Raw genomic sequence first — 17,573 nt, 5'->3', positions numbered from 1 at the left:
GTGTAGAAGAGTGACTCTTTTTTACCTGCTATTTAACATTTTTTGTGTACAGCTTGATGGAATTATTTGACACTTTTTCACGCCGTTTTCAAAATTGTTCTGCTAAGAACTTTAATGAGTACGTAAAAAATGAAGGTTGCTTGGTAAAAAAGTATAGTGAGATAGGTTTTCATATTTCGACAAGTGGGAATATAGGTATCATAGACAAACACATATGAAGGGAGATAGGTAAAAATGGGATTTCTATTGTATTTAATTGTTGGAGGATTAATCGGTTGGTTAGCAGGATTAATTTTAGGTAAGGATGTACCTGGAGGTATCATTGGAAACATTATATTTGGTATTATTGGTGCTTGGCTTGGTGGAGAATTGTTAGGAGACTTTGGACCGCAAGTTGCAGACATTGCGATTGTCCCAGCACTAATAGGTGCAATTATTGTTGTATTTGTTGTAAGCCTCATTTTAAAATCTATGAGAAAAAAATAAGAGTAGAGAGGCTGGGACAGAAGTGCCTGGCACCTTATCGTAACGACTATATGTACGCACTGATTTATCTAGTGCACACAATAGTTTGTATCGGAGGGTGCCTGGCTCTTTGTTTTGTCCCAGCCTCTTTTTTTTAGGTGATTTTTCAAGGATCGTATTTTCCTCCTGGATCATGTTCTCATTGAAAAGGAGAACAGCTCTTTTCTTTCTTACTCACTTGGTATGGCGTATGAATGATGACTATATTTGTTGAAGTGAATACTAAATAGCCTTATAGTAAAAATTTAGTGGCAGGCTATAAATTTTCAAAAATCACGAAAGATTTTGGTGAAAAAATCATTGTGCAAATTTAGTTTGTATGATATATTTTTATTGCAAGGTTAGTGCAAACGATTTCACTACTTGTTGCACAGACATAGTTCGACATATTCGAGGGAAATCTAACTAATTCCGTAATACATTGGATATATTTCCACCAAATTACTTAGGAATTATGTTTAATTAAACTCATAAGTGCAATCGTTTTCGCGCATACTTGTAAGCGTATTAACTATATAGGGGGTAATAAATATGAACAAAAAATGGTTTTTAGGGCTTTTCTCTATTATGTTACTTGTAAGCGTTGTATTATCTGGCTGTTCTGGTGACGATTCAACTAAAAAAGAAGGCGCTGGTTCAGATACAGAGGGAGAAGAAGTAACATTAGATATTTTCCAATTTAAAGTAGAGTTCAAGGACCAATTTGAAGCGGTTGCGGAACAATACCAAGAAGCGAATCCAAACGTTAAAATCAACATTCAAACTGTTGGTGGCGGAGAAGATTACGGTGCAGCATTAAGATCAAAATTCGCATCTGGTGATGAGCCAGCAATTTTTAATATCGGTGGTCCTACTGACGTAGTGGACTGGGAAGACAGCTTAGCTGATTTAACAAACTCTGCTGCTGCTGGTGCAGCGTTAGAAGGTACACTTGATGGTGTAACGAAAGAAGAAAAAGTTCTTGGGTTACCATTCAACCAAGAAGGTTATGGTTTAATCTACAACACTGAAATTTTTGAAAAAGCGGGAATTAACCCAGCTGACATTAAAGATATGGCTTCATTAGAAGCGGCTGTTAAAACGTTAGACGAAAAGAAAGCTGATTTAGGCTTAGAAGCAGTATTTGCATTACCTGCAAAAGAAACGTGGGTAACTGGTTTACACTTATCTAACGCATTTATCTCTCCAGAATTCGATGGTAATGTAACAAAAGCTTTCGAAGCGGATAAAGTTGAATTCAAATTTGGTAATGAAATGAAGAACTTCATTGATCTTCAAAACAAGCACTCTGTACAACCTGTCGTAAGTCTTGACTATTCTCAACAAGTAGAAGAATTATTCTCAACTGGAAAAGTTGCTATGATTCAACAAGGTAACTGGGTATATGGTTCTATCGCTGGTATTGATGAAGAGTTAGCGAACAACAAAGTAGGGATCTTACCAATTCCAGTACCAGGATTTAAAGAAGATGCAATTCCAGTAGGGGTTCCAATGTACTGGGCGGTTAACAAAAATAAAGATGAAAACGTAATCGAAGAAGCAACTAAATTCTTAGATTGGTTATACACTTCTGATGAAGGTAAAGAAACAGTTGTAAAAGATTTCAAATTCATTCCTGCATATGAAGGCTATGATGCTTCATTAATTACAGATCCACTTTCTAAACAAATTTATGAGTATGCTGAAGCAGGAAATACAATTGGATGGGTATTCATGGGTTATCCATCAAACTGGGGTCAAGATAAGCTTGGCGCAAACATCCAAAAATATTTAAGTGATGCAGCAACTTGGGATGAAATTATGGAAGATTCTAAAGCTGCTTGGGAAGAGTCAAGAGCTGAATAAGGTAAAATAATTCAAAACAAAGTAGCAGCTTTGCTACTTTGTTTTGTTCATAGAATCAGGACTTCCTGATTTTGGAGTGAATGAGTTTAGTGATCTTATGGCTCGAACATAAGCCACTCCATAATGGAAGGTGCGAAGGGAATAGGTTCGGGTAGGTTCGGGTGCCTGGCCCCCACCGCTTTAAAGCGGTGAGGGTCAGGCACCACAAAACCACCTTCTATTATGAAGCGTCTTATGGACAAGATAGCTTTGACGCTTGTGTGATATATAAAATTTAATGTAAAAATTTAGATTATTAACGTTGGAGGGATTCAAATGATGCGTACTAAGGATCTGTCATATTGGTTGTTTTTAGCTCCGGTCCTATTGGCATTGACGGTTGTTATTATTATACCTTTACTTATAGGTGTTTATTATTCCTTTACGGATTGGAACGGTATTAAAGTTGGTTCCTTCGTAGGATTTGAAAATTACATTGATTCGTTAAAGGACAAAGAATTTTTAGATTCACTATGGTTTACAACAAAATTTTCAATTGTATCAGTTATTTTAACGAATGTGATTGGATTAAGCTTAGCACTAATCGTTACAACTAAGATTAAATCTAGTAAGTTCTTAAGAACTATATTCTTTATGCCAAATTTAATCGGTGGATTAATTCTTGGCTTTATCTGGCAATTTATCTTCATTAAAGTTTTTGCAGGTATCGGTGATCTTGTCGGTATCGAATCATTAAAAGGCTGGCTTTCAACAACGGAAACAGGATTCTGGGGACTTGTTATTCTAATGAGCTGGCAGATGTCAGGTTACATTATGATCATCTATATCGCTTACCTAGAAGGACTTCCTGGTGAACTACTAGAAGCGTCTGAAATTGATGGGGCTGGACCGTTCCAACGTTTACGCTATATTATTTTCCCACTAGTTGCACCTGCATTTACAGTAAGTATGTTCTTAACACTTTCAAATTCATTTAAGCTATATGATCAGAACCTTTCTTTAACAGCAGGTGGACCATATAACTCAACACAAATGGTTGCGATGGAAATTTTCAAAACAGCTTTCGGAGAAAGAGATATGGCTTATGCACAAGCAAAAGCGGTTGTTTTCTTTGTTATCGTAGCAGTCATCTCATTAACTCAAGTATACATTAACAAGAAAAGGGAGGTTGAAATGTAATGAGAAGCAGATACAATTTTCCTGTTGAAATTCTAGGGATCCTGCTTGGATTACTATGGCTATCACCTTTCTACTTAATGATTGTTAACTCATTAAAAACGAAAAGAGAAATTTTTACTGATGTATTAAAGTTACCACAAGAATTTACGTTAGATAATTATATTGAAGCGTTCGAGGAATTAGATTTTATACAAACATTCTTTAACTCCCTAATTATTACAGTTGTAAGCGTGGTTATTATCATTATCTTCTCTTCAATGGCAGCATATGCATTGTCACGTAATAAGAGCAAAACAAGTACCTTGCTATTCATGGTGTTCGTTGCAGCGATGCTCATACCGTTCCAATCTGTTATGATTCCACTTATTACGGTGTTTGGTCAGGTAGATATGCTTAACCGTGTCGGCTTAATCTTTATGTATTTAGGATTTGGTAGTAGCTTATCAATCTTCTTATTCCATGGTACGTTAAATGGTATTTCCAAATCATTAGATGAAGCAGCTACAATTGATGGATGTAACAAATTCCAAGTGTTTTGGCACATTATCTTCCCAATCTTAAAGCCAATTACAGTAACAGTAGCAATCTTAAACATCATCTATATTTGGAATGATTACCTGTTACCATCGCTGGTTATTAACCAAGAAGGCTTACAAACAATCCCGTTAAAAATGTTCTTCTTCTTCGGTGAATACACAAAACAATGGCATCTTGCTTTAGCAGGTTTAACGATTGCGATCATTCCAGTAATTATCGTGTATTTCTTTGCACAACGTGAAATTATTAAAGGTATCTCTGAAGGTGCTGTAAAATAAAGATTACATTTCGCCTTATATACACTTTAGATTTCTAAAATCTAATTAGGGTAGGAAATGAGCTGTTATGGTAATTGCCAAATGGTCAAACCTGCCCTGTTTTTTAGCAACATCTGAAGATTTTCCTTTACTAAACCTTACTATTCATAAATACTCAGATAGTAAGAATAGTGAATTAAGTAATCGTTCTCAAGACCTACTCCAATGTATTTTCTTAAAAGAGAAAGAAGGAAAGGGTGTTAAAATGGAGAATGAGTACTCTATCCTAATTAAACAAGTAACCCCTTAGGTGCATTGGTAAGGAGGCAGCAATGATCGTTACAATAAAAGATGTCGCAAAAAAGGCAAACGTAGCTCCGTCTACAGTTTCGAGGGTCATCGCAAATAGCCCTCGCATAAGTGAGAAAACCAAAAAAAAAGTTCGAGAAGTGATGGAGGAATTAGGCTATCATCCGAACTTTCAAGCAAGAAGTTTAGCAGCCAAGAGCACACAAGCAATTGGCGTTATTATGCCAAACTCAGCTTACTATGCTTTTCAAAACCCCTTCTTCCCTGAAGTGTTACGTGGAATAAGTACGAGTGCCCATGATAATAAATATGGAATCTATTTATCAACTGGATCAACAGAAGATGAAATATATAATGAAGTAACGTCAATGGTGCTTGGAAGAAGAGTGGATGGAGTTATTCTTTTATATTCTAGAATCAATGACAAAACGATGAATTTTCTTCAATCATCCAACTTTCCATTCGTTGTTGTCGGTAGACCGGATGAACATGACGAACGTATTTCCTATGTTGATAACGACAACATTTTTATTACAAAGCAAGTGACAAATTATCTTATTGACCTTGGTCATCAAAATATAGCATTTGTTGGAGGTAGCACCGATTTTGTCGTAACGGTTGATCGATTGAATGGCTATAAGCTCGCGTTAAAGGACGCAGGCATTTCATTTAAGAAAGAATATATGGTTTTCGAGGATTTTATTAAAGAAAACGGACGAAAAGCAATTGAATCGTTAATGAATCTAAATGATCCGCCAACAGCGTTAGTCACGCAGGACGATTTAATAGCATATGAAATGATTAGTCACTTAGAAGATATGGGGATACGTGTACCACAGGATATCTCTATTGTGAGCTTTAACAACTTAATGTTATCAGAACACTCGAAGCCACCGCTAACATCAATTGATATTTGTATTTATCAGCTTGGCTTTGAAGCAACAAAATGTTTGTTAGAGAAAATTAGCATACCTGACACACTTCCAAAACGGATTACAATCCCAACGAAGTTCATCGAACGAAAATCATGTGAGCAAAAGAAATAAAACGAATGATATCATGTAAAGGAGGATGAGTGATAAAAAGTGTGCGAGCTTTTTATCAATTATCCTTTTGCTTTTATATAAGGTTTGGAATCTTTAAAAGTATAATCGGTTATAATGGTAAAGTTTTTTTAAACAAACTGTTTATGGATAGAATGGTATTTACGTGAAATTCCAAGTACGTGTATTATCCTGGAAAAGGTATTTCTAGCTAAGTTGTTTGTTGCTTTACGGGTTATATTGTGTGAAATTCAATGAGCTCGTAACTAAAGAAGGTAAGAAAAAGTCTTTTAAAAAAGTCAATGTATATAAGTGAGGAATTAAAATGAAAAAAGTATGGTGGAAAGAGGCAGTGGCCTATCAAGTATATCCTCGAAGCTTTATGGATTCGAATGGTGATGGGATCGGTGATCTTCAAGGATTGATTTCAAAATTAGATTATTTAAAAGATCTTGGCATTGATGTTATTTGGATATGTCCAATGTATAAATCTCCTAATGATGATAACGGCTATGACATTAGTGATTATCAAGATATTATGGATGACTTCGGGAATATGGCCGATTTCGATCAGTTGCTCGAAGAAACACATAAACGTGGTATGAAATTAATTATTGATTTAGTGATTAATCATACAAGTGACGAACATCCATGGTTTATTGAATCCCGATCCAGTATAGAAAGCCCAAAACGTGACTGGTATATTTGGCGAGACGGAAAAGCTGGTCAAGAGCCTAATAACTGGGAAAGTATCTTCAGTGGCTCTGCATGGCAGTATGATGAAAAAACAAATCAATACTACCTTCATATCTTTTCAACAAAACAGCCTGACTTAAATTGGAGAAATGAAGAAGTCAGAACGGCCTTATATAATATGATTAATTGGTGGCTTGATAAAGGAATTGATGGCTTCCGTGTAGACGCAATTAGCCATATTAATAAGGAAGATGGTCTAGTGGATATGCCAAATCCAGATGGTGTAAAGTATGTATCTTCATTTGATAAGCATATGAACGTGGAAGGCATACACACTTATTTAGAGGAATTGAAAAATGAAACATTTGCGAAATATGACATCATGACTGTCGGCGAAGCAAATGGAGTAAAAGTAGATAATCAAAAAGACCTAGAGCTTTGGGTGAGTGAAGATAAAGGGAAATTTAATATGGTCTTCCAGTTCGAACATCTAGGACTTTGGGATGCTGATTCAGAGCAAGGCTTAGATATTCTAGGGTTAAAAAGAGTATTAACAAACTGGCAAAAGGCTTTAGAGAACAAAGGCTGGAACGCTTTATTTATTGAAAATCACGACAAAGCGCGTGCTGTGTCAACTTGGGGCAATGACGAAACGTATTGGTTCGAAAGTGCAACAAGCTTAGGTGCCATGTATTTCTTCATGCAAGGTACACCATTCATTTACCAAGGACAGGAAATTGGAATGACAAATGTAAAATTCAATTCTATTGAAGAGTACAATGATGTTGCAGCAAAAAACCTCTATAAATACAAGCGTGAAGAAGGCGTATCACACGAAGAGATCATGAAGAGTATTTGGGCTACAAGCCGTGATAACGCAAGAACGCCAATGCAATGGTCTAATCAGCCACAAGCAGGCTTCACAACTGGAACTCCTTGGATTGGAGTGAATGAGAATTACAAGAGGATTAACGTAGAACAGCAGCTTCAAGATGAAACCTCTGTTTTACATTTCTATAAAAAAATGATTTCATTGAAGAAAACTGAGGAAATCTTCACCTACGGAATGTACGATTTAATTTTAGAAGACCACCCATCTATTTATGCCTATACACGTACTCAAGGAGATGACAAAGTCGTTATCTTTACAAACCTTACAGATCAAACAGTCTCATGGGAAGGCTCATTAGGCTTCACTGTTTCCTCTAGTCAGCTACTATTAGCTAACTATGACATTGAAGAACATGACTCTGTAGACGTGTTCACACTGAAGCCATTTGAAGCGAGAATATATAAAATTTAGTTTTGTTGAAAACACAAAGTCGCTATTTTTAAGTGACTTTGTGTTTTTTTGTATGGATATATATCGAGCTCAGAATGCTTCAGGCTGGAACCAATGAAGTGATAAAGCTGTGATAGGCTAATGCTGAAACCTGCCCCTCCATTGAAGCTTCTTATATTGTGCTATGTGATGAACGTTACAGACATTTGCTTTCCGAAGGTGGTCCTTGAGTGTCATTGACGTACGTATTCGCCTGTCTGGTCTCCCTTTGATATGCTTCTCCCATAAGAGTCTTACTTAAAAAGTCATCATTTGAAATTTTCAATAAACTTTTCAATAAACTCTTGCTAAAGTGAATACGATTAGGTAAATTAAAACTAATAGTATTAGTTTTTAAGCTAATTTAAATAGTGGAGATGATTTGATTATGAGAATAAGAAGAGAAGCGAACTTGATTCAATTGACGTTTATGCCTCATTTATTCCCGATAAATTGCTACGTTTTTGAAGAAATGGATACGCTGACCTTAATAGACACTGGTATGCAAAGTAGCTACAAAGGCATAGTGAAGGTTATTGAAGAGTTGGGTAAGCCGTTAACTACTATTATTCTTACACATCCGCATGTTGATCACATTGGTGCATTAGAGGAGTTAAAGAATAAATTTCAGGATGCAACGGTATCTGTTTCAGCGAGAGACAATCGGCTATTACTTGGAGATCAATCCCTTGATCCGAATGAACCCCAATCACCGATTAAGGGTGGTGTACCAAAGAATATGAAAATAAGACCAGATCGCCTTCTTCATGAAGGGGACAAAATCGGATCGCTTGAAGTCATAGCAACTCCTGGTCATACCCCTGGTTCCATTAGTTTCTTTGACAGGAAAACGAAGACAATCATTGCAGGTGATGCCCTTCAGACAAGGGGAGGAATTGCGGTAAGTGGCCAACTTCGTGTCCTATTCCCGTTTCCAGCAATGGCTACATGGAACAAAGAAATGGCTTTAGAAAGTGTGAAAAAAATACATGAGCTTTCACCAAACTTGTTAGCGGTGGGACATGGAGATTTGCTTCGTAATCCAATTCCCCATCTGCAAAAAGCAATGTCAGAAGCAGAGGGAAAATTAAAGAAAAATAAGGTAAATGAAAGGTAGAGAGAAATGTCACCAAGAATGGGACTTGATATAGAAACAATCCTTCATGCAGCAAGTGAAATTGCAGATCAGCAAGGTGTAGACGCCGTTACGCTAGCTACGCTTTCGAAGAAATTATCTGTCAAACCTCCGTCACTTTACAATCATATAGATGGCCTTACTGGATTGAAAAAAAAACTTGCCCTTTATGGAATGGAGAAGTTATATCATGAACTTGCGTATGCTTCTATTGGGAAATCAAAGGATGAAGCCGTTCATGCTGTGTCAAAGGCATATATGACGTTTGCACGTCTTCATCCTGGTTTATATACTCTCACCTTAAGTGCTAAAGATCCAAATGATAAAGAGCTTCAAGAGGCCGGAAGGAAATTAGTCGAGCTAACAGTTAAGGTGCTTAGTGGATATGGCTTAGAGGATGACGAAGCGATACATGCGGTTCGAGGCTTAAGAAGTATTTTACATGGCTTTTCGTCCTTAGAGCATAATGGAGCTTTTGGTATGCCGTTAAATCCCGATGTTAGCCTACATTTATTACTTGAAAGTTTTTTAGCGGGAATTCATAAAATGAAACAAACATAGTGCTAGCCTATTTGCTGAGCATCTTGTATTAGAACAAAAGGCGATTCGTGTTAACATGGAGGAATCAAGAAGAAAGGGAGATTCCATGAGTCAACATGATTTCACGACTGGCAAAGTAACAAAGCAAATCTGGCTTTTTTCGCTTCCAATTATGTTAACAAATTTATTACAAGTCTCCTTTCAATTTATAGATAGCTTGTGGGTTGGGAACTTAATCGGAGCAAATGCACTAGGTGCTGTAGCGATCTCAGGAACAGTTATCTTTACGGTCCTATCCTTTATTATTGGTTTGAACAATGCCGCGCTCACTATTCTTTCTCAACAAAAAGGGAAAGGAAATGATGATGGATTAAAAAGCTATCTGAATACGTTTGTTGTGATCCAAACATTATTATCTCTTCTATTAGGTGTCATCGGTTTTGTTTTTGCAAAGGACATTCTCACTTTATTAAGTACGCCTTCATCTATGATTGATGATGCAACCTTGTACTTGCAAATTAATTTTATAGGTATTTTCTTTTTATTTGGTTATAACTTTATAAGTACAGTATTAAGATCAATAGGGAATAGTAAAACACCCATTATTTATGTGATGATCGCTGTCGGATTAAATGCCCTTTTAGATCCATTGTTTATCTCTATAATGGATTTAGGTATAGCTGGTGCTGCATACGCAACAATTGTGTCTCAAGGCATTGCCTTCTTATATGGGGTGTATGATACGCTTAATCGGAAGCTTGTGCCTTTTACAGTCCCTACACGACCTGATATGAGGGAAATCCTGACCATTTTAAAGCTGGGGATTCCTTCTGGTCTCCAAATGATGGTCATTTCTGCAGGTGTCATGGCGATCATGAGTGTTGTTAACTCATTTGGAGCAGATGTAGTCGCTGGTTTTGGTGCAGCTCAACGTTTGGACAGTCTTATTATGCTCCCTGCGATGGCTTTAGGGACGGCGGTTAACAGTATGGCGGGGCAAAATATTGGAGCGGATAAATGGGGACGTGTCCACCAAATTGCTACGTATGGTGTAATAATTAACTTCCTTATGATCCTCTCTATCAGCACCTTCATCTATTTTCTAGCTAAACCCGCAATTAATCTTTTTATTGAAGAAGAGGGTGCCCTGCAATTTGGTGCGAAATATCTTGCATTCATTGCTTTTTTCTATCCTTTTTTAGGGATAAATTTTATTTTAAATGGTGTTGTTCGTGCATCTGGAGCGATGTTTCAAGTATTAGTTTTAAATATCATTTCTTTTTGGATCCTGCGCTATCCCCTGACCTACTTTTGCTCATGGTTACTCGGAGAAAATGGGATTGCCATAGGAATGGGTATAAGCTTTATGGTCAGTAGTGTGATTGCATTTGGGTATTACAAGCTAGGGAAATGGGATGAAAAGGAAGTTCTTCAAAAGAATGAAACATAAGCGGGCTTACATTTTTAACTTTTTTTGCATTCAATCTTGACAGGTAGGAAAATACTCGGCATAATAATCTCAACGAAAAAGGAACTTTTATATTAGTGTGAAAATAATGATAATTGAACGGTGGATAAAGGAATAGTACGCGGAACTTTTTATTTCAGAGAGTAAGGTTTAGTAGCTGAGAGACCTTATAATAACAAGCCGCTGAACCTACCTTTTGAGTCCTATGAAAACATAGGCGCTTTCCTGGCGTTAATAGGATTAAGTGGGATGACTTTATTGTTTGTGAGGTCATTCAAACAAGGTGGTACCACGGAAGCTAAGCTCCTTTCGTCCTTATTTAGAGGATGAAAGGAGCTTTTTTATTGCTCAAGAAACTAAAAAAATGAATCGGTAGAATGTTAATCTATCATATTTACTTTGTAAGTGGAGGAAAAAGGGATGGAGAAAAAGCGAATTGTCGTTAAGATTGGAAGTAGTTCGCTCACAGATGTAAAGGGGCAAATTGATCAAGAGAAATTTTCAGATCATGTTCGTGCAGTTGCTGCGTTACGCGAGGCAGGTCATGAGGTATTGCTTGTTTCATCAGGAGCAGTGGCAGCAGGATTTGCTCGATTAGGCTATCCTTCTAGACCAATTACATTAAAAGGGAAGCAAGCGGCAGCAGCGGTTGGTCAAAGTTTGTTAGTGCAATCTTATATTGAACAATTTCAAGCCTTTGATCTTGTTCCTGCCCAAATTCTTCTTACCCGACAGGATTTTTCAAAGCAGGAGCGCTACAAAAATGCGTACGCTACATTGAGTGAGCTGTTGGAACGAGGGATATTACCGATCATTAATGAGAATGATACTGTTTCAGTTGAGGAGCTAACGTTTGGTGATAATGATATGCTTTCTGCGCTTGTGAGTGGATTAGTACATGCAGATCACCTAGTGATCTTGACGGATATAAATGGGCTTTATGATTCTAATCCGCGGAAAAATCCGTTAGCCAAAAAAATTACCTTCTTACCTGAAGTAACAGATGAGATGCTTTCAGCAGCACAAGGTGCAGGCTCAAAGGTAGGGACAGGTGGAATGAAATCAAAGCTAATGGCTGCAAAAACAGCTCTTACACTTGGTGTTCAAGTGTTTATAGGGTTAGGTAAAGGCAGTAGGAAGCTTGTCGATATAATTGATGGCCAAGGTGATGGTACCTACATTGGAAAAAAGGGGCTAACATTCATTAATAATAGTCGCCAGTGGATTGCGTTTCATTCTGAAGTATCAGGAACCATTTATGTAGACCAGGGGGCTGAGGATGCTTTGTTGTATAAAGGGAAAAGCCTCTTGCCAGCTGGGATTTATGATTTTAAAGGGGATTTTCATAAAAATGATGTTGTGGAAGTTAGGGGCCCAAGTGGTGTACTTGGCAAAGGGGAAGTCCTATTTTCTTCAAGTGAATTGACTAATGTGATGGGAAAACGAAGTGATGAACTATGTGACAATGAAGAAGTAGTGACTTCAATTGTGGTCATTCATCGAAATAAATGGGTGAAAATGGAGGAGGGAAAACGATGAGTGAAGTTAGTAGGAAAGGGTTGGCAGCTAAAGAAGCAAGCTTTGTTATGGTTGATTTAACCACGGAAGAAAAGAATGAGGCATTAGCTTTAATAGCAGATCAATTAGTGAACGATCAAACTACTATTATAGAAGAAAACAAAAAGGATCTAGAAGCAGGAAAGGTAAATGGATTAACGGATAGTGTTCTTGATCGCATCATGTTAAATGAAAAAAGAATTAAGGATATGGCAGATGCCATTCAGATGTTGATAGGTCTGAAGGACCCTGTAGGAGAAACGCTTGAAACAATCGAAAAAGAGAATGGGTTAGTGATTAAGAAGAATCGAGTCCCACTTGGTGTAATCGGTATGATCTATGAAGCAAGACCAAATGTAACAATTGATGCTGCAACACTTTGTTTGAAAACAGGGAATGCTGTTGTTTTAAGAGGTAGTTCATCAGCGAGGTATTCAAATGAGGTACTTGTTTCCTCCATTAAACAAGCTTTAAAAGGATCAAAGGTACCAATAGAGGCCGTCCAACTAATCGAAGACACTAGTAGGGAAACGGCGAAGGAGTTATTTCATTTAAAAGAATATTTAGATGTACTCATTCCACGTGGTGGGAAAAAGTTAATTGAAACGGTTGTTAAAGAAGCAACAGTACCAGTGTTAGAAACTGGAGCGGGAAACTGTCACATTTTTATTGATGAGACAGCGAATTATGACATGGCTGAAAAGATCCTGTTAAATGGAAAAACACAACGTCCATCTGTATGTAATTCACTTGAAACGGTATTAATTGAAGAAAAATGGTTTGTTGAACATGGAGTGAAGCTTCTAGAAGCATTAGAACGTGAAAATGTTGAGATCTATGGCGATGAGAATGTCGTAACTCAATTCAACTCGGCAAAGGTAGCGACAGAAGAGGATTGGTCTACAGAATACTTAGCATTAACGATAAGTGTGAAAATCGTTAAAAATGTGGATGAGGCCATTCTTCATATTAACAAATACGGGACAAAGCATTCAGAAGCCATTGTCACTGAAAATCAACAGAGAGCTACTACATTTTTAAAGAAAGTTGATGCAGCAGCTGTCTATCATAATGCCTCCACTCGTTTTACAGATGGTTCAGAATTTGGATATGGTGCCGAAATCGGAATAAGCACTCAAAAGCTTCATGCAAGAGGTCCAATGGGTTTACCAGCCTTAACCTCAAGTAAATTCTTCATCTACGGTCAAGGCCAAGTAAGGTAATAACTTTAACCTATTAAAGGAGTGGGGGCCAGGCACCACCACTCCTCACTTTGATACGTACAATACATAGGTTGAGCGGTCTTCGTCGATTTCGGCGGAGATTTTTTCGTATTCCATTTCGTCTATCCATAAGTAGTCATTCCCGATTAAGGTTAATGCTTCTTGATGGGAAAAGAGCTCGTAGGTGTATAGTAACGGTGATACACTGTATTCATGATAATCCCTCACCTCTAACGTCACATGTGAATAGACTTTTGCATCATCAAACACGTATTCATCTGTTTCTTCTTCCAGATAAATGACATAATACTCATCCTCTAGACTTGTTGAGGTTTTTTTAAATACCCTTTTTCCTTTCACAAAATAATCACATAATCTTCTGCAAAAAATTTCATTTGGTTCATCGAATTCATAATGATAGACAGCAGGATAGTTATTTCGCTCATCATTCATTCTGTATTCCAACTTATAACTTTTTTTCATTTTAACCTCCAAAGATTTGGTTATTTCTACTATACTATAATTGGAAGTGTTGAAGGGAGATCTCTTCTTAAACTTCGTGGCTTTTCCTTATTTAAGCATGTAAGAAAGAAAAGAGCTGTTCTCTCGATAGTTAGAGGAAAATCTTGTCCCTAGAGAGAAAGTCTGGCACATGGAATATGAGAAATAAAAGGAGGGTGGAGAATGGGCCATAATAAAACAAAAAAATTAGTAACAGGTATTGTCTCAGCCACAATGATTACAGCGACAGCGACTGGGTGTGGAAATGAAGAAGCATTACCTCCTGTTCCAGAAGGCTCTGATTGTGAAGACTGGGAATGGGAAGCGGATGAAGGTGTATGGGAATGTGATGATGATGATTCCAGATACTTTGGACATTATTATTACGGTGGTGCTTTCTTTCCGTCTAAAAGTAAATTAAAAGCAAGCTCTGCTTATAAAAGCTACAAATCAAGTAGCACTTATAAAGGTGGAGGAAAGGTATCAGGTTCTAGTTCAGGATTTGGTTCAGGCTCAAGCGGAGGTTTTGGAGGATAATGTCATCCCCCTATAATCTAGATCAGCATAAAAGAGAACGTACAGCTATATATGCAAGTATTCCAGGCTTTTGGCATGATCTGTATCAACAGGAATATGCACTATATGATCTTGCATATATGACAGAAGAGGAAGTAAAAACAGTTCAGCTAGTCACTAATAGGGTGGGACAAATATTCTTTAAAACAGCCAATTTACTTAGAAACTCTTCAGATGAAACGCTACTTCAATTAGATTTTCCACAAAATGTTATGCCATACATTCGCCACAGAGCGTTACCAGTGGAAACAATTATTGCAAGAGTTGATTTAGTGAAAACATCTGAAGGTCTAAAGGTGCTAGAGCTTAATAGTGATACACCTACATTTGAAAAAGAAGTATTTCATGTGAACGGTGTGATTTGTCAGGCATTTCATGCGAAAGATCCGAACGAATATTTACAGGATACAGTAGGAAAAGAAATGAGAAAGGCGATTGGAGAAGCGCTCCATCGTGCAAAGTTTACGACAAAACCAACAATTGTTTTTACATCACATAGCACTCATGATGAGGATAAACTCACTACGGAATTTTTAATGAAGACTGCAAATATAGAAGCTAAATACGTACCATTACATAAACTATCCATTAAAAAAGATCATGGTTTATATGATGATCAAGGGAATAGAATTGACGTGCTTTATCGCCAGACATATCCTTTAGAACACTTATTGTTGGATACATCAGAGCAAACAAATGAAAACATAGGGGAGCAGCTTCTTGATCTTGTCAAAACGAATAAATTGATTATCCTTAACCCAATATCGGCCTTTCTTATCCAGTCAAAAGCAGTTCAAGCTGTTATTTGGGGGCTAATGGAGATAGATTCTCCATATTTTTCAGCAGAAGAAAAGGAATGGATAAGGAATTACTTTCTCCCTACTTATTTAGAAGAAGAGCAATTTTTGAAGAATGGATGGCAATATGTGAAAAAGCCTAGCTTTGGGAGAGAAGGAGATACAGTCTCGATCCATAAAGGCAATGAATTAGTTGAAGAAGATCCTAATAAATCCTATGACCATTCGTTACCGGTGTTTCAAAAATATATTGACCTCCCAACCAAAACTATTAAGACGATAAATGGTCCTAAAGAAAGCAAAGTGTTAATAGGGAGTTTTCTTATTAACGGAAAGGCGTGCGGAATTGGTCTTCGCGCTGGAAATCAAATTACTGATAACAATGCCTACTTTTTGCCAGTCGGTATAAAACAAGAAAGAAGGGACTGAAAGTATGTCATTCACTGAGCTATTTTTATCAACTTTATCTTATATTGGTGTTGCAGCACTTTTACTCTTAATTAGTATTATTTTATTTGAAGTTACCACGAAAAATAAAGAATTTGAATTAATTAAGAATGGAAATAAAGCTGCTGTTTATGCATTTGGTGGCAGAATACTCGGACTTGCGATTGTGTTGTATTCAGCTATCGCAAATTCTGTGAATCTTTTTGATATGGTGATTTGGGGAAGTCTTGCAATTGTCATTCAAATCGTTCTCTTTTATCTTGCGGAGCTTCTCACACCTAAGTTTAATATTACAAAGGCAATCGATGAGGATAATCAAGCTGTTGGTTTATTTCTTCTGTTTTTATCTGTTTCAATAGGATTACTCATTGCTGCATCCTTAACCTATTAAGATGGGGTATTTCCTCATCTTTTTTCTTTGCCCTCCAATTAAGTTGCAAAAACCTCTCTGTCTATTTCATGATTTAAGTATAGGTTTGGTAGTGATTGTAAATATTATAAAAACGAAGTCGTGATTTTTAATACGCTGTTTTCCGGTGTAGTTTGAGTAGTTGTTTACAGTTTAGAAGATCATTCTGAGTTTAGCTTATAAAATTTCTTTTACGGAAACATTCTTTTGAAAACCTCTCTTTTATAACACTGTTGCTATTTGGTATAGATTTTTTAAAAGTCATAATACAGACTAAGCTCCTGGGAAAGGAAGAAAAGAGGGAATCTCTCTATTCAAATAAACGACCTCTACATAGAAGAGAAGCCGGCACTTTGTTTTTTACATGCTTTTCAAAGTATATAGTCATCATTTACACCTAATACCAAGGCAAGTAAGAAAGAAAAGTGCTGCACTCCTTTTACAGTGAGAAGATCCTTGTACCCAGGAGGGAAATCTGGAACTTGGAATTTATTCTGGAGATCAGCAATCTATGCGGAAACAGCCTTTATAAATTGCGAACAATAAACTTATATGACAGGAAGCTCTCAAATGACGTCAAAAACAGAAGCAATATTATGGAGTATAGCTTTACCTGGCTTTGCACAAATTCTAAATAAAAAATTTCTTAAGGGAATCGTGTTTATTTTTTTGGAATTCCTAATTAATGTAAACAGTCATTTTAATTCTGCGATAATGGCTAGTTTTTTAGGAGAGATAGACAGAGCGTTTCAGGTTGTTAATTTCCAATGGCTCATGTTTTATCCATGTGTGTATATGTTCGCCATGTGGGATGCGTTTAAGGACGCGGAGGGAGAAGTAGCAAAATTCTCATTTTTACCTTTTGTTTGTAGTGCGTATTCGGTTACTGTGGGACTCATGTATTCGCCACTTATTAAAATTAAAGGTGTTGTTTTGGGTCCAATATGGGCGCCCATGCTTGCCCTACTTCCTGGTCTCTTTATTGGATTCGTTATAATGACAGTAGTAAAGATATTTAGCCGGTGATTAGTCTGTTTGAAGTTTGAATTCATACCCTTATAAAAAGAGGAAATTCAGCGAAATACTATTGAATGGGATATATTCTATTCCTTTAGGATAAGAGCTAGAAGGAAACCATGTTTATTTGCTAGATGAGAAAGGGTATGGAGTTAAGACCTTTATACTATTTAATATGATGAAAATGGAAA

Annotated in this window: 17 protein-coding genes and 1 other annotated feature; of the genes, 16 read left to right on the top strand and 1 reads right to left on the bottom strand. The window is 36.9% G+C overall.

Annotated elements, in window-relative coordinates:
- The first annotated feature begins 234 nt into the window (after positions 1-234).
- From A9C19_RS14210 to A9C19_RS14155, 12 genes are all read left to right on the top strand, one after another.
- A complete protein-coding gene (locus tag A9C19_RS14210; RefSeq protein WP_072580541.1) occupies positions 235-486 on the top strand; it encodes a GlsB/YeaQ/YmgE family stress response membrane protein in 252 nt (83 codons plus the stop codon).
- Positions 487-1,056: 570 nt separating this feature from the next.
- A complete protein-coding gene (locus tag A9C19_RS14205) occupies positions 1,057-2,370 on the top strand; it encodes an ABC transporter substrate-binding protein (protein WP_072580540.1) in 1,314 nt (437 codons plus the stop codon).
- Positions 2,371-2,688: 318 nt separating this feature from the next.
- On the top strand, positions 2,689-3,549 hold the full coding sequence (locus tag A9C19_RS14200; protein WP_072581903.1) for a carbohydrate ABC transporter permease: 861 nt from the start codon (positions 2,689-2,691) through the stop codon (positions 3,547-3,549).
- A complete protein-coding gene (locus tag A9C19_RS14195) occupies positions 3,549-4,364 on the top strand; it encodes a carbohydrate ABC transporter permease (RefSeq protein WP_072580539.1) in 816 nt (271 codons plus the stop codon). The genes A9C19_RS14200 and A9C19_RS14195 overlap by 1 nt, the downstream gene beginning before the upstream one ends.
- 67 nt (positions 4,365-4,431) lie before the next feature.
- On the top strand, positions 4,432-4,653 hold the full coding sequence (locus tag A9C19_RS14190; protein WP_072580538.1) for a hypothetical protein: 222 nt from the start codon (positions 4,432-4,434) through the stop codon (positions 4,651-4,653).
- Between the two features lie 22 nt (positions 4,654-4,675).
- Complete coding sequence (locus A9C19_RS14185) at positions 4,676-5,698, top strand: LacI family DNA-binding transcriptional regulator (protein ID WP_072580537.1); 1,023 nt, start codon at positions 4,676-4,678, stop codon at positions 5,696-5,698.
- 322 nt (positions 5,699-6,020) lie between these two features.
- Entirely contained in the window at positions 6,021-7,694 is a 1,674-nt protein-coding gene (locus A9C19_RS14180; protein WP_072580536.1) for a glycoside hydrolase family 13 protein, read from the top strand.
- Positions 7,695-8,100: 406 nt separating this feature from the next.
- Positions 8,101-8,829 (top strand): MBL fold metallo-hydrolase, encoded by a 729-nt coding sequence (locus A9C19_RS14175; RefSeq protein ID WP_072580535.1) that lies wholly within the window; start codon positions 8,101-8,103, stop codon positions 8,827-8,829.
- A 6-nt stretch (positions 8,830-8,835) separates the two neighbouring features.
- Entirely contained in the window at positions 8,836-9,408 is a 573-nt protein-coding gene (locus A9C19_RS14170; RefSeq protein ID WP_072580534.1) for a TetR/AcrR family transcriptional regulator, read from the top strand.
- A gap of 85 nt (positions 9,409-9,493) precedes the next feature.
- Positions 9,494-10,837, top strand: coding sequence for an MATE family efflux transporter (locus tag A9C19_RS14165; protein WP_072581902.1), 1,344 nt, complete (start codon positions 9,494-9,496; stop codon positions 10,835-10,837).
- Between the two features lie 111 nt (positions 10,838-10,948).
- Positions 10,949-11,175, top strand: a binding site (T-box leader).
- 100 nt (positions 11,176-11,275) lie between these two features.
- Complete coding sequence (proB, locus tag A9C19_RS14160; protein WP_072580533.1) at positions 11,276-12,394, top strand: glutamate 5-kinase; 1,119 nt, start codon at positions 11,276-11,278, stop codon at positions 12,392-12,394.
- Complete coding sequence (locus A9C19_RS14155) at positions 12,391-13,635, top strand: glutamate-5-semialdehyde dehydrogenase (RefSeq protein WP_072580532.1); 1,245 nt, start codon at positions 12,391-12,393, stop codon at positions 13,633-13,635. The genes proB and A9C19_RS14155 overlap by 4 nt, the downstream gene beginning before the upstream one ends.
- 45 nt (positions 13,636-13,680) lie before the next feature.
- Here the strand turns inward: A9C19_RS14155 and A9C19_RS14150 are convergent, their stop codons facing one another.
- Positions 13,681-14,118 carry a hypothetical protein gene (locus tag A9C19_RS14150; RefSeq protein ID WP_072580531.1) on the bottom strand — a complete coding sequence of 146 codons (438 nt, stop codon included), beginning with the start codon at positions 14,116-14,118 and terminating at the stop codon, positions 13,681-13,683.
- A 201-nt stretch (positions 14,119-14,319) separates the two neighbouring features.
- Here A9C19_RS14150 and A9C19_RS14145 point away from each other — a divergent pair, with 201 nt between their 5' ends.
- The 4 genes from A9C19_RS14145 to A9C19_RS14130 all read left to right on the top strand — a co-directional run bounded on the left by A9C19_RS14145 (position 14,320) and on the right by A9C19_RS14130 (position 17,391).
- The gene (locus A9C19_RS14145) at positions 14,320-14,673 is read left to right on the top strand and encodes a hypothetical protein (RefSeq protein WP_072580530.1); all 354 of its coding nucleotides are present in this window, start codon (positions 14,320-14,322) and stop codon (positions 14,671-14,673) included.
- On the top strand, positions 14,673-15,938 hold the full coding sequence (locus tag A9C19_RS14140) for a glutathionylspermidine synthase family protein (protein ID WP_072580529.1): 1,266 nt from the start codon (positions 14,673-14,675) through the stop codon (positions 15,936-15,938). Before A9C19_RS14145 ends, A9C19_RS14140 begins: the two co-directional genes overlap by 1 nt.
- 4 nt (positions 15,939-15,942) lie before the next feature.
- Positions 15,943-16,347: a DUF350 domain-containing protein gene (locus A9C19_RS14135; RefSeq protein WP_072580528.1), complete on the top strand. Its 405-nt coding sequence runs from the start codon at positions 15,943-15,945 to the stop codon at positions 16,345-16,347.
- Between the two features lie 588 nt (positions 16,348-16,935).
- Positions 16,936-17,391 carry a hypothetical protein gene (locus tag A9C19_RS14130; RefSeq protein WP_233499185.1) on the top strand — a complete coding sequence of 152 codons (456 nt, stop codon included), beginning with the start codon at positions 16,936-16,938 and terminating at the stop codon, positions 17,389-17,391.
- The last annotated feature ends 182 nt before the right edge of the window (positions 17,392-17,573 follow it).

This window comes from Bacillus weihaiensis (assembly GCF_001889165.1).
Lineage (GTDB): Bacteria > Bacillota > Bacilli > Bacillales > Bacillaceae > Metabacillus > Metabacillus weihaiensis.
The sequence above is the reverse complement of the archived record's forward strand: the minus strand, read 5'-3'. Positions and strand labels throughout refer to the sequence as shown.

Bases quoted from the DNA above. Each gene is read 5' to 3' on its own strand.
- A9C19_RS14210 (WP_072580541.1), top strand. From the start codon at position 235: ATGGGATTTCTATTGTATTTAATTGTTGGAGGATTAATCGGTTGGTTA.
- A9C19_RS14205 (WP_072580540.1), top strand. From the start codon at position 1,057: ATGAACAAAAAATGGTTTTTAGGGCTTTTCTCTATTATGTTACTTGTA.
- A9C19_RS14200 (WP_072581903.1), top strand. From the start codon at position 2,689: ATGCGTACTAAGGATCTGTCATATTGGTTGTTTTTAGCTCCGGTCCTA.
- A9C19_RS14195 (WP_072580539.1), top strand. From the start codon at position 3,549: ATGAGAAGCAGATACAATTTTCCTGTTGAAATTCTAGGGATCCTGCTT.
- A9C19_RS14190 (WP_072580538.1), top strand. From the start codon at position 4,432: ATGGTAATTGCCAAATGGTCAAACCTGCCCTGTTTTTTAGCAACATCT.
- A9C19_RS14185 (WP_072580537.1), top strand. From the start codon at position 4,676: ATGATCGTTACAATAAAAGATGTCGCAAAAAAGGCAAACGTAGCTCCG.
- A9C19_RS14180 (WP_072580536.1), top strand. From the start codon at position 6,021: ATGAAAAAAGTATGGTGGAAAGAGGCAGTGGCCTATCAAGTATATCCT.
- A9C19_RS14175 (WP_072580535.1), top strand. From the start codon at position 8,101: ATGAGAATAAGAAGAGAAGCGAACTTGATTCAATTGACGTTTATGCCT.
- A9C19_RS14170 (WP_072580534.1), top strand. From the start codon at position 8,836: ATGTCACCAAGAATGGGACTTGATATAGAAACAATCCTTCATGCAGCA.
- A9C19_RS14165 (WP_072581902.1), top strand. From the start codon at position 9,494: ATGAGTCAACATGATTTCACGACTGGCAAAGTAACAAAGCAAATCTGG.
- proB (WP_072580533.1), top strand. From the start codon at position 11,276: ATGGAGAAAAAGCGAATTGTCGTTAAGATTGGAAGTAGTTCGCTCACA.
- A9C19_RS14155 (WP_072580532.1), top strand. From the start codon at position 12,391: ATGAGTGAAGTTAGTAGGAAAGGGTTGGCAGCTAAAGAAGCAAGCTTT.
- A9C19_RS14150 (WP_072580531.1), bottom strand. From the start codon at position 14,118: ATGAAAAAAAGTTATAAGTTGGAATACAGAATGAATGATGAGCGAAAT.
- A9C19_RS14145 (WP_072580530.1), top strand. From the start codon at position 14,320: ATGGGCCATAATAAAACAAAAAAATTAGTAACAGGTATTGTCTCAGCC.
- A9C19_RS14140 (WP_072580529.1), top strand. From the start codon at position 14,673: ATGTCATCCCCCTATAATCTAGATCAGCATAAAAGAGAACGTACAGCT.
- A9C19_RS14135 (WP_072580528.1), top strand. From the start codon at position 15,943: ATGTCATTCACTGAGCTATTTTTATCAACTTTATCTTATATTGGTGTT.
- A9C19_RS14130 (WP_233499185.1), top strand. From the start codon at position 16,936: ATGACGTCAAAAACAGAAGCAATATTATGGAGTATAGCTTTACCTGGC.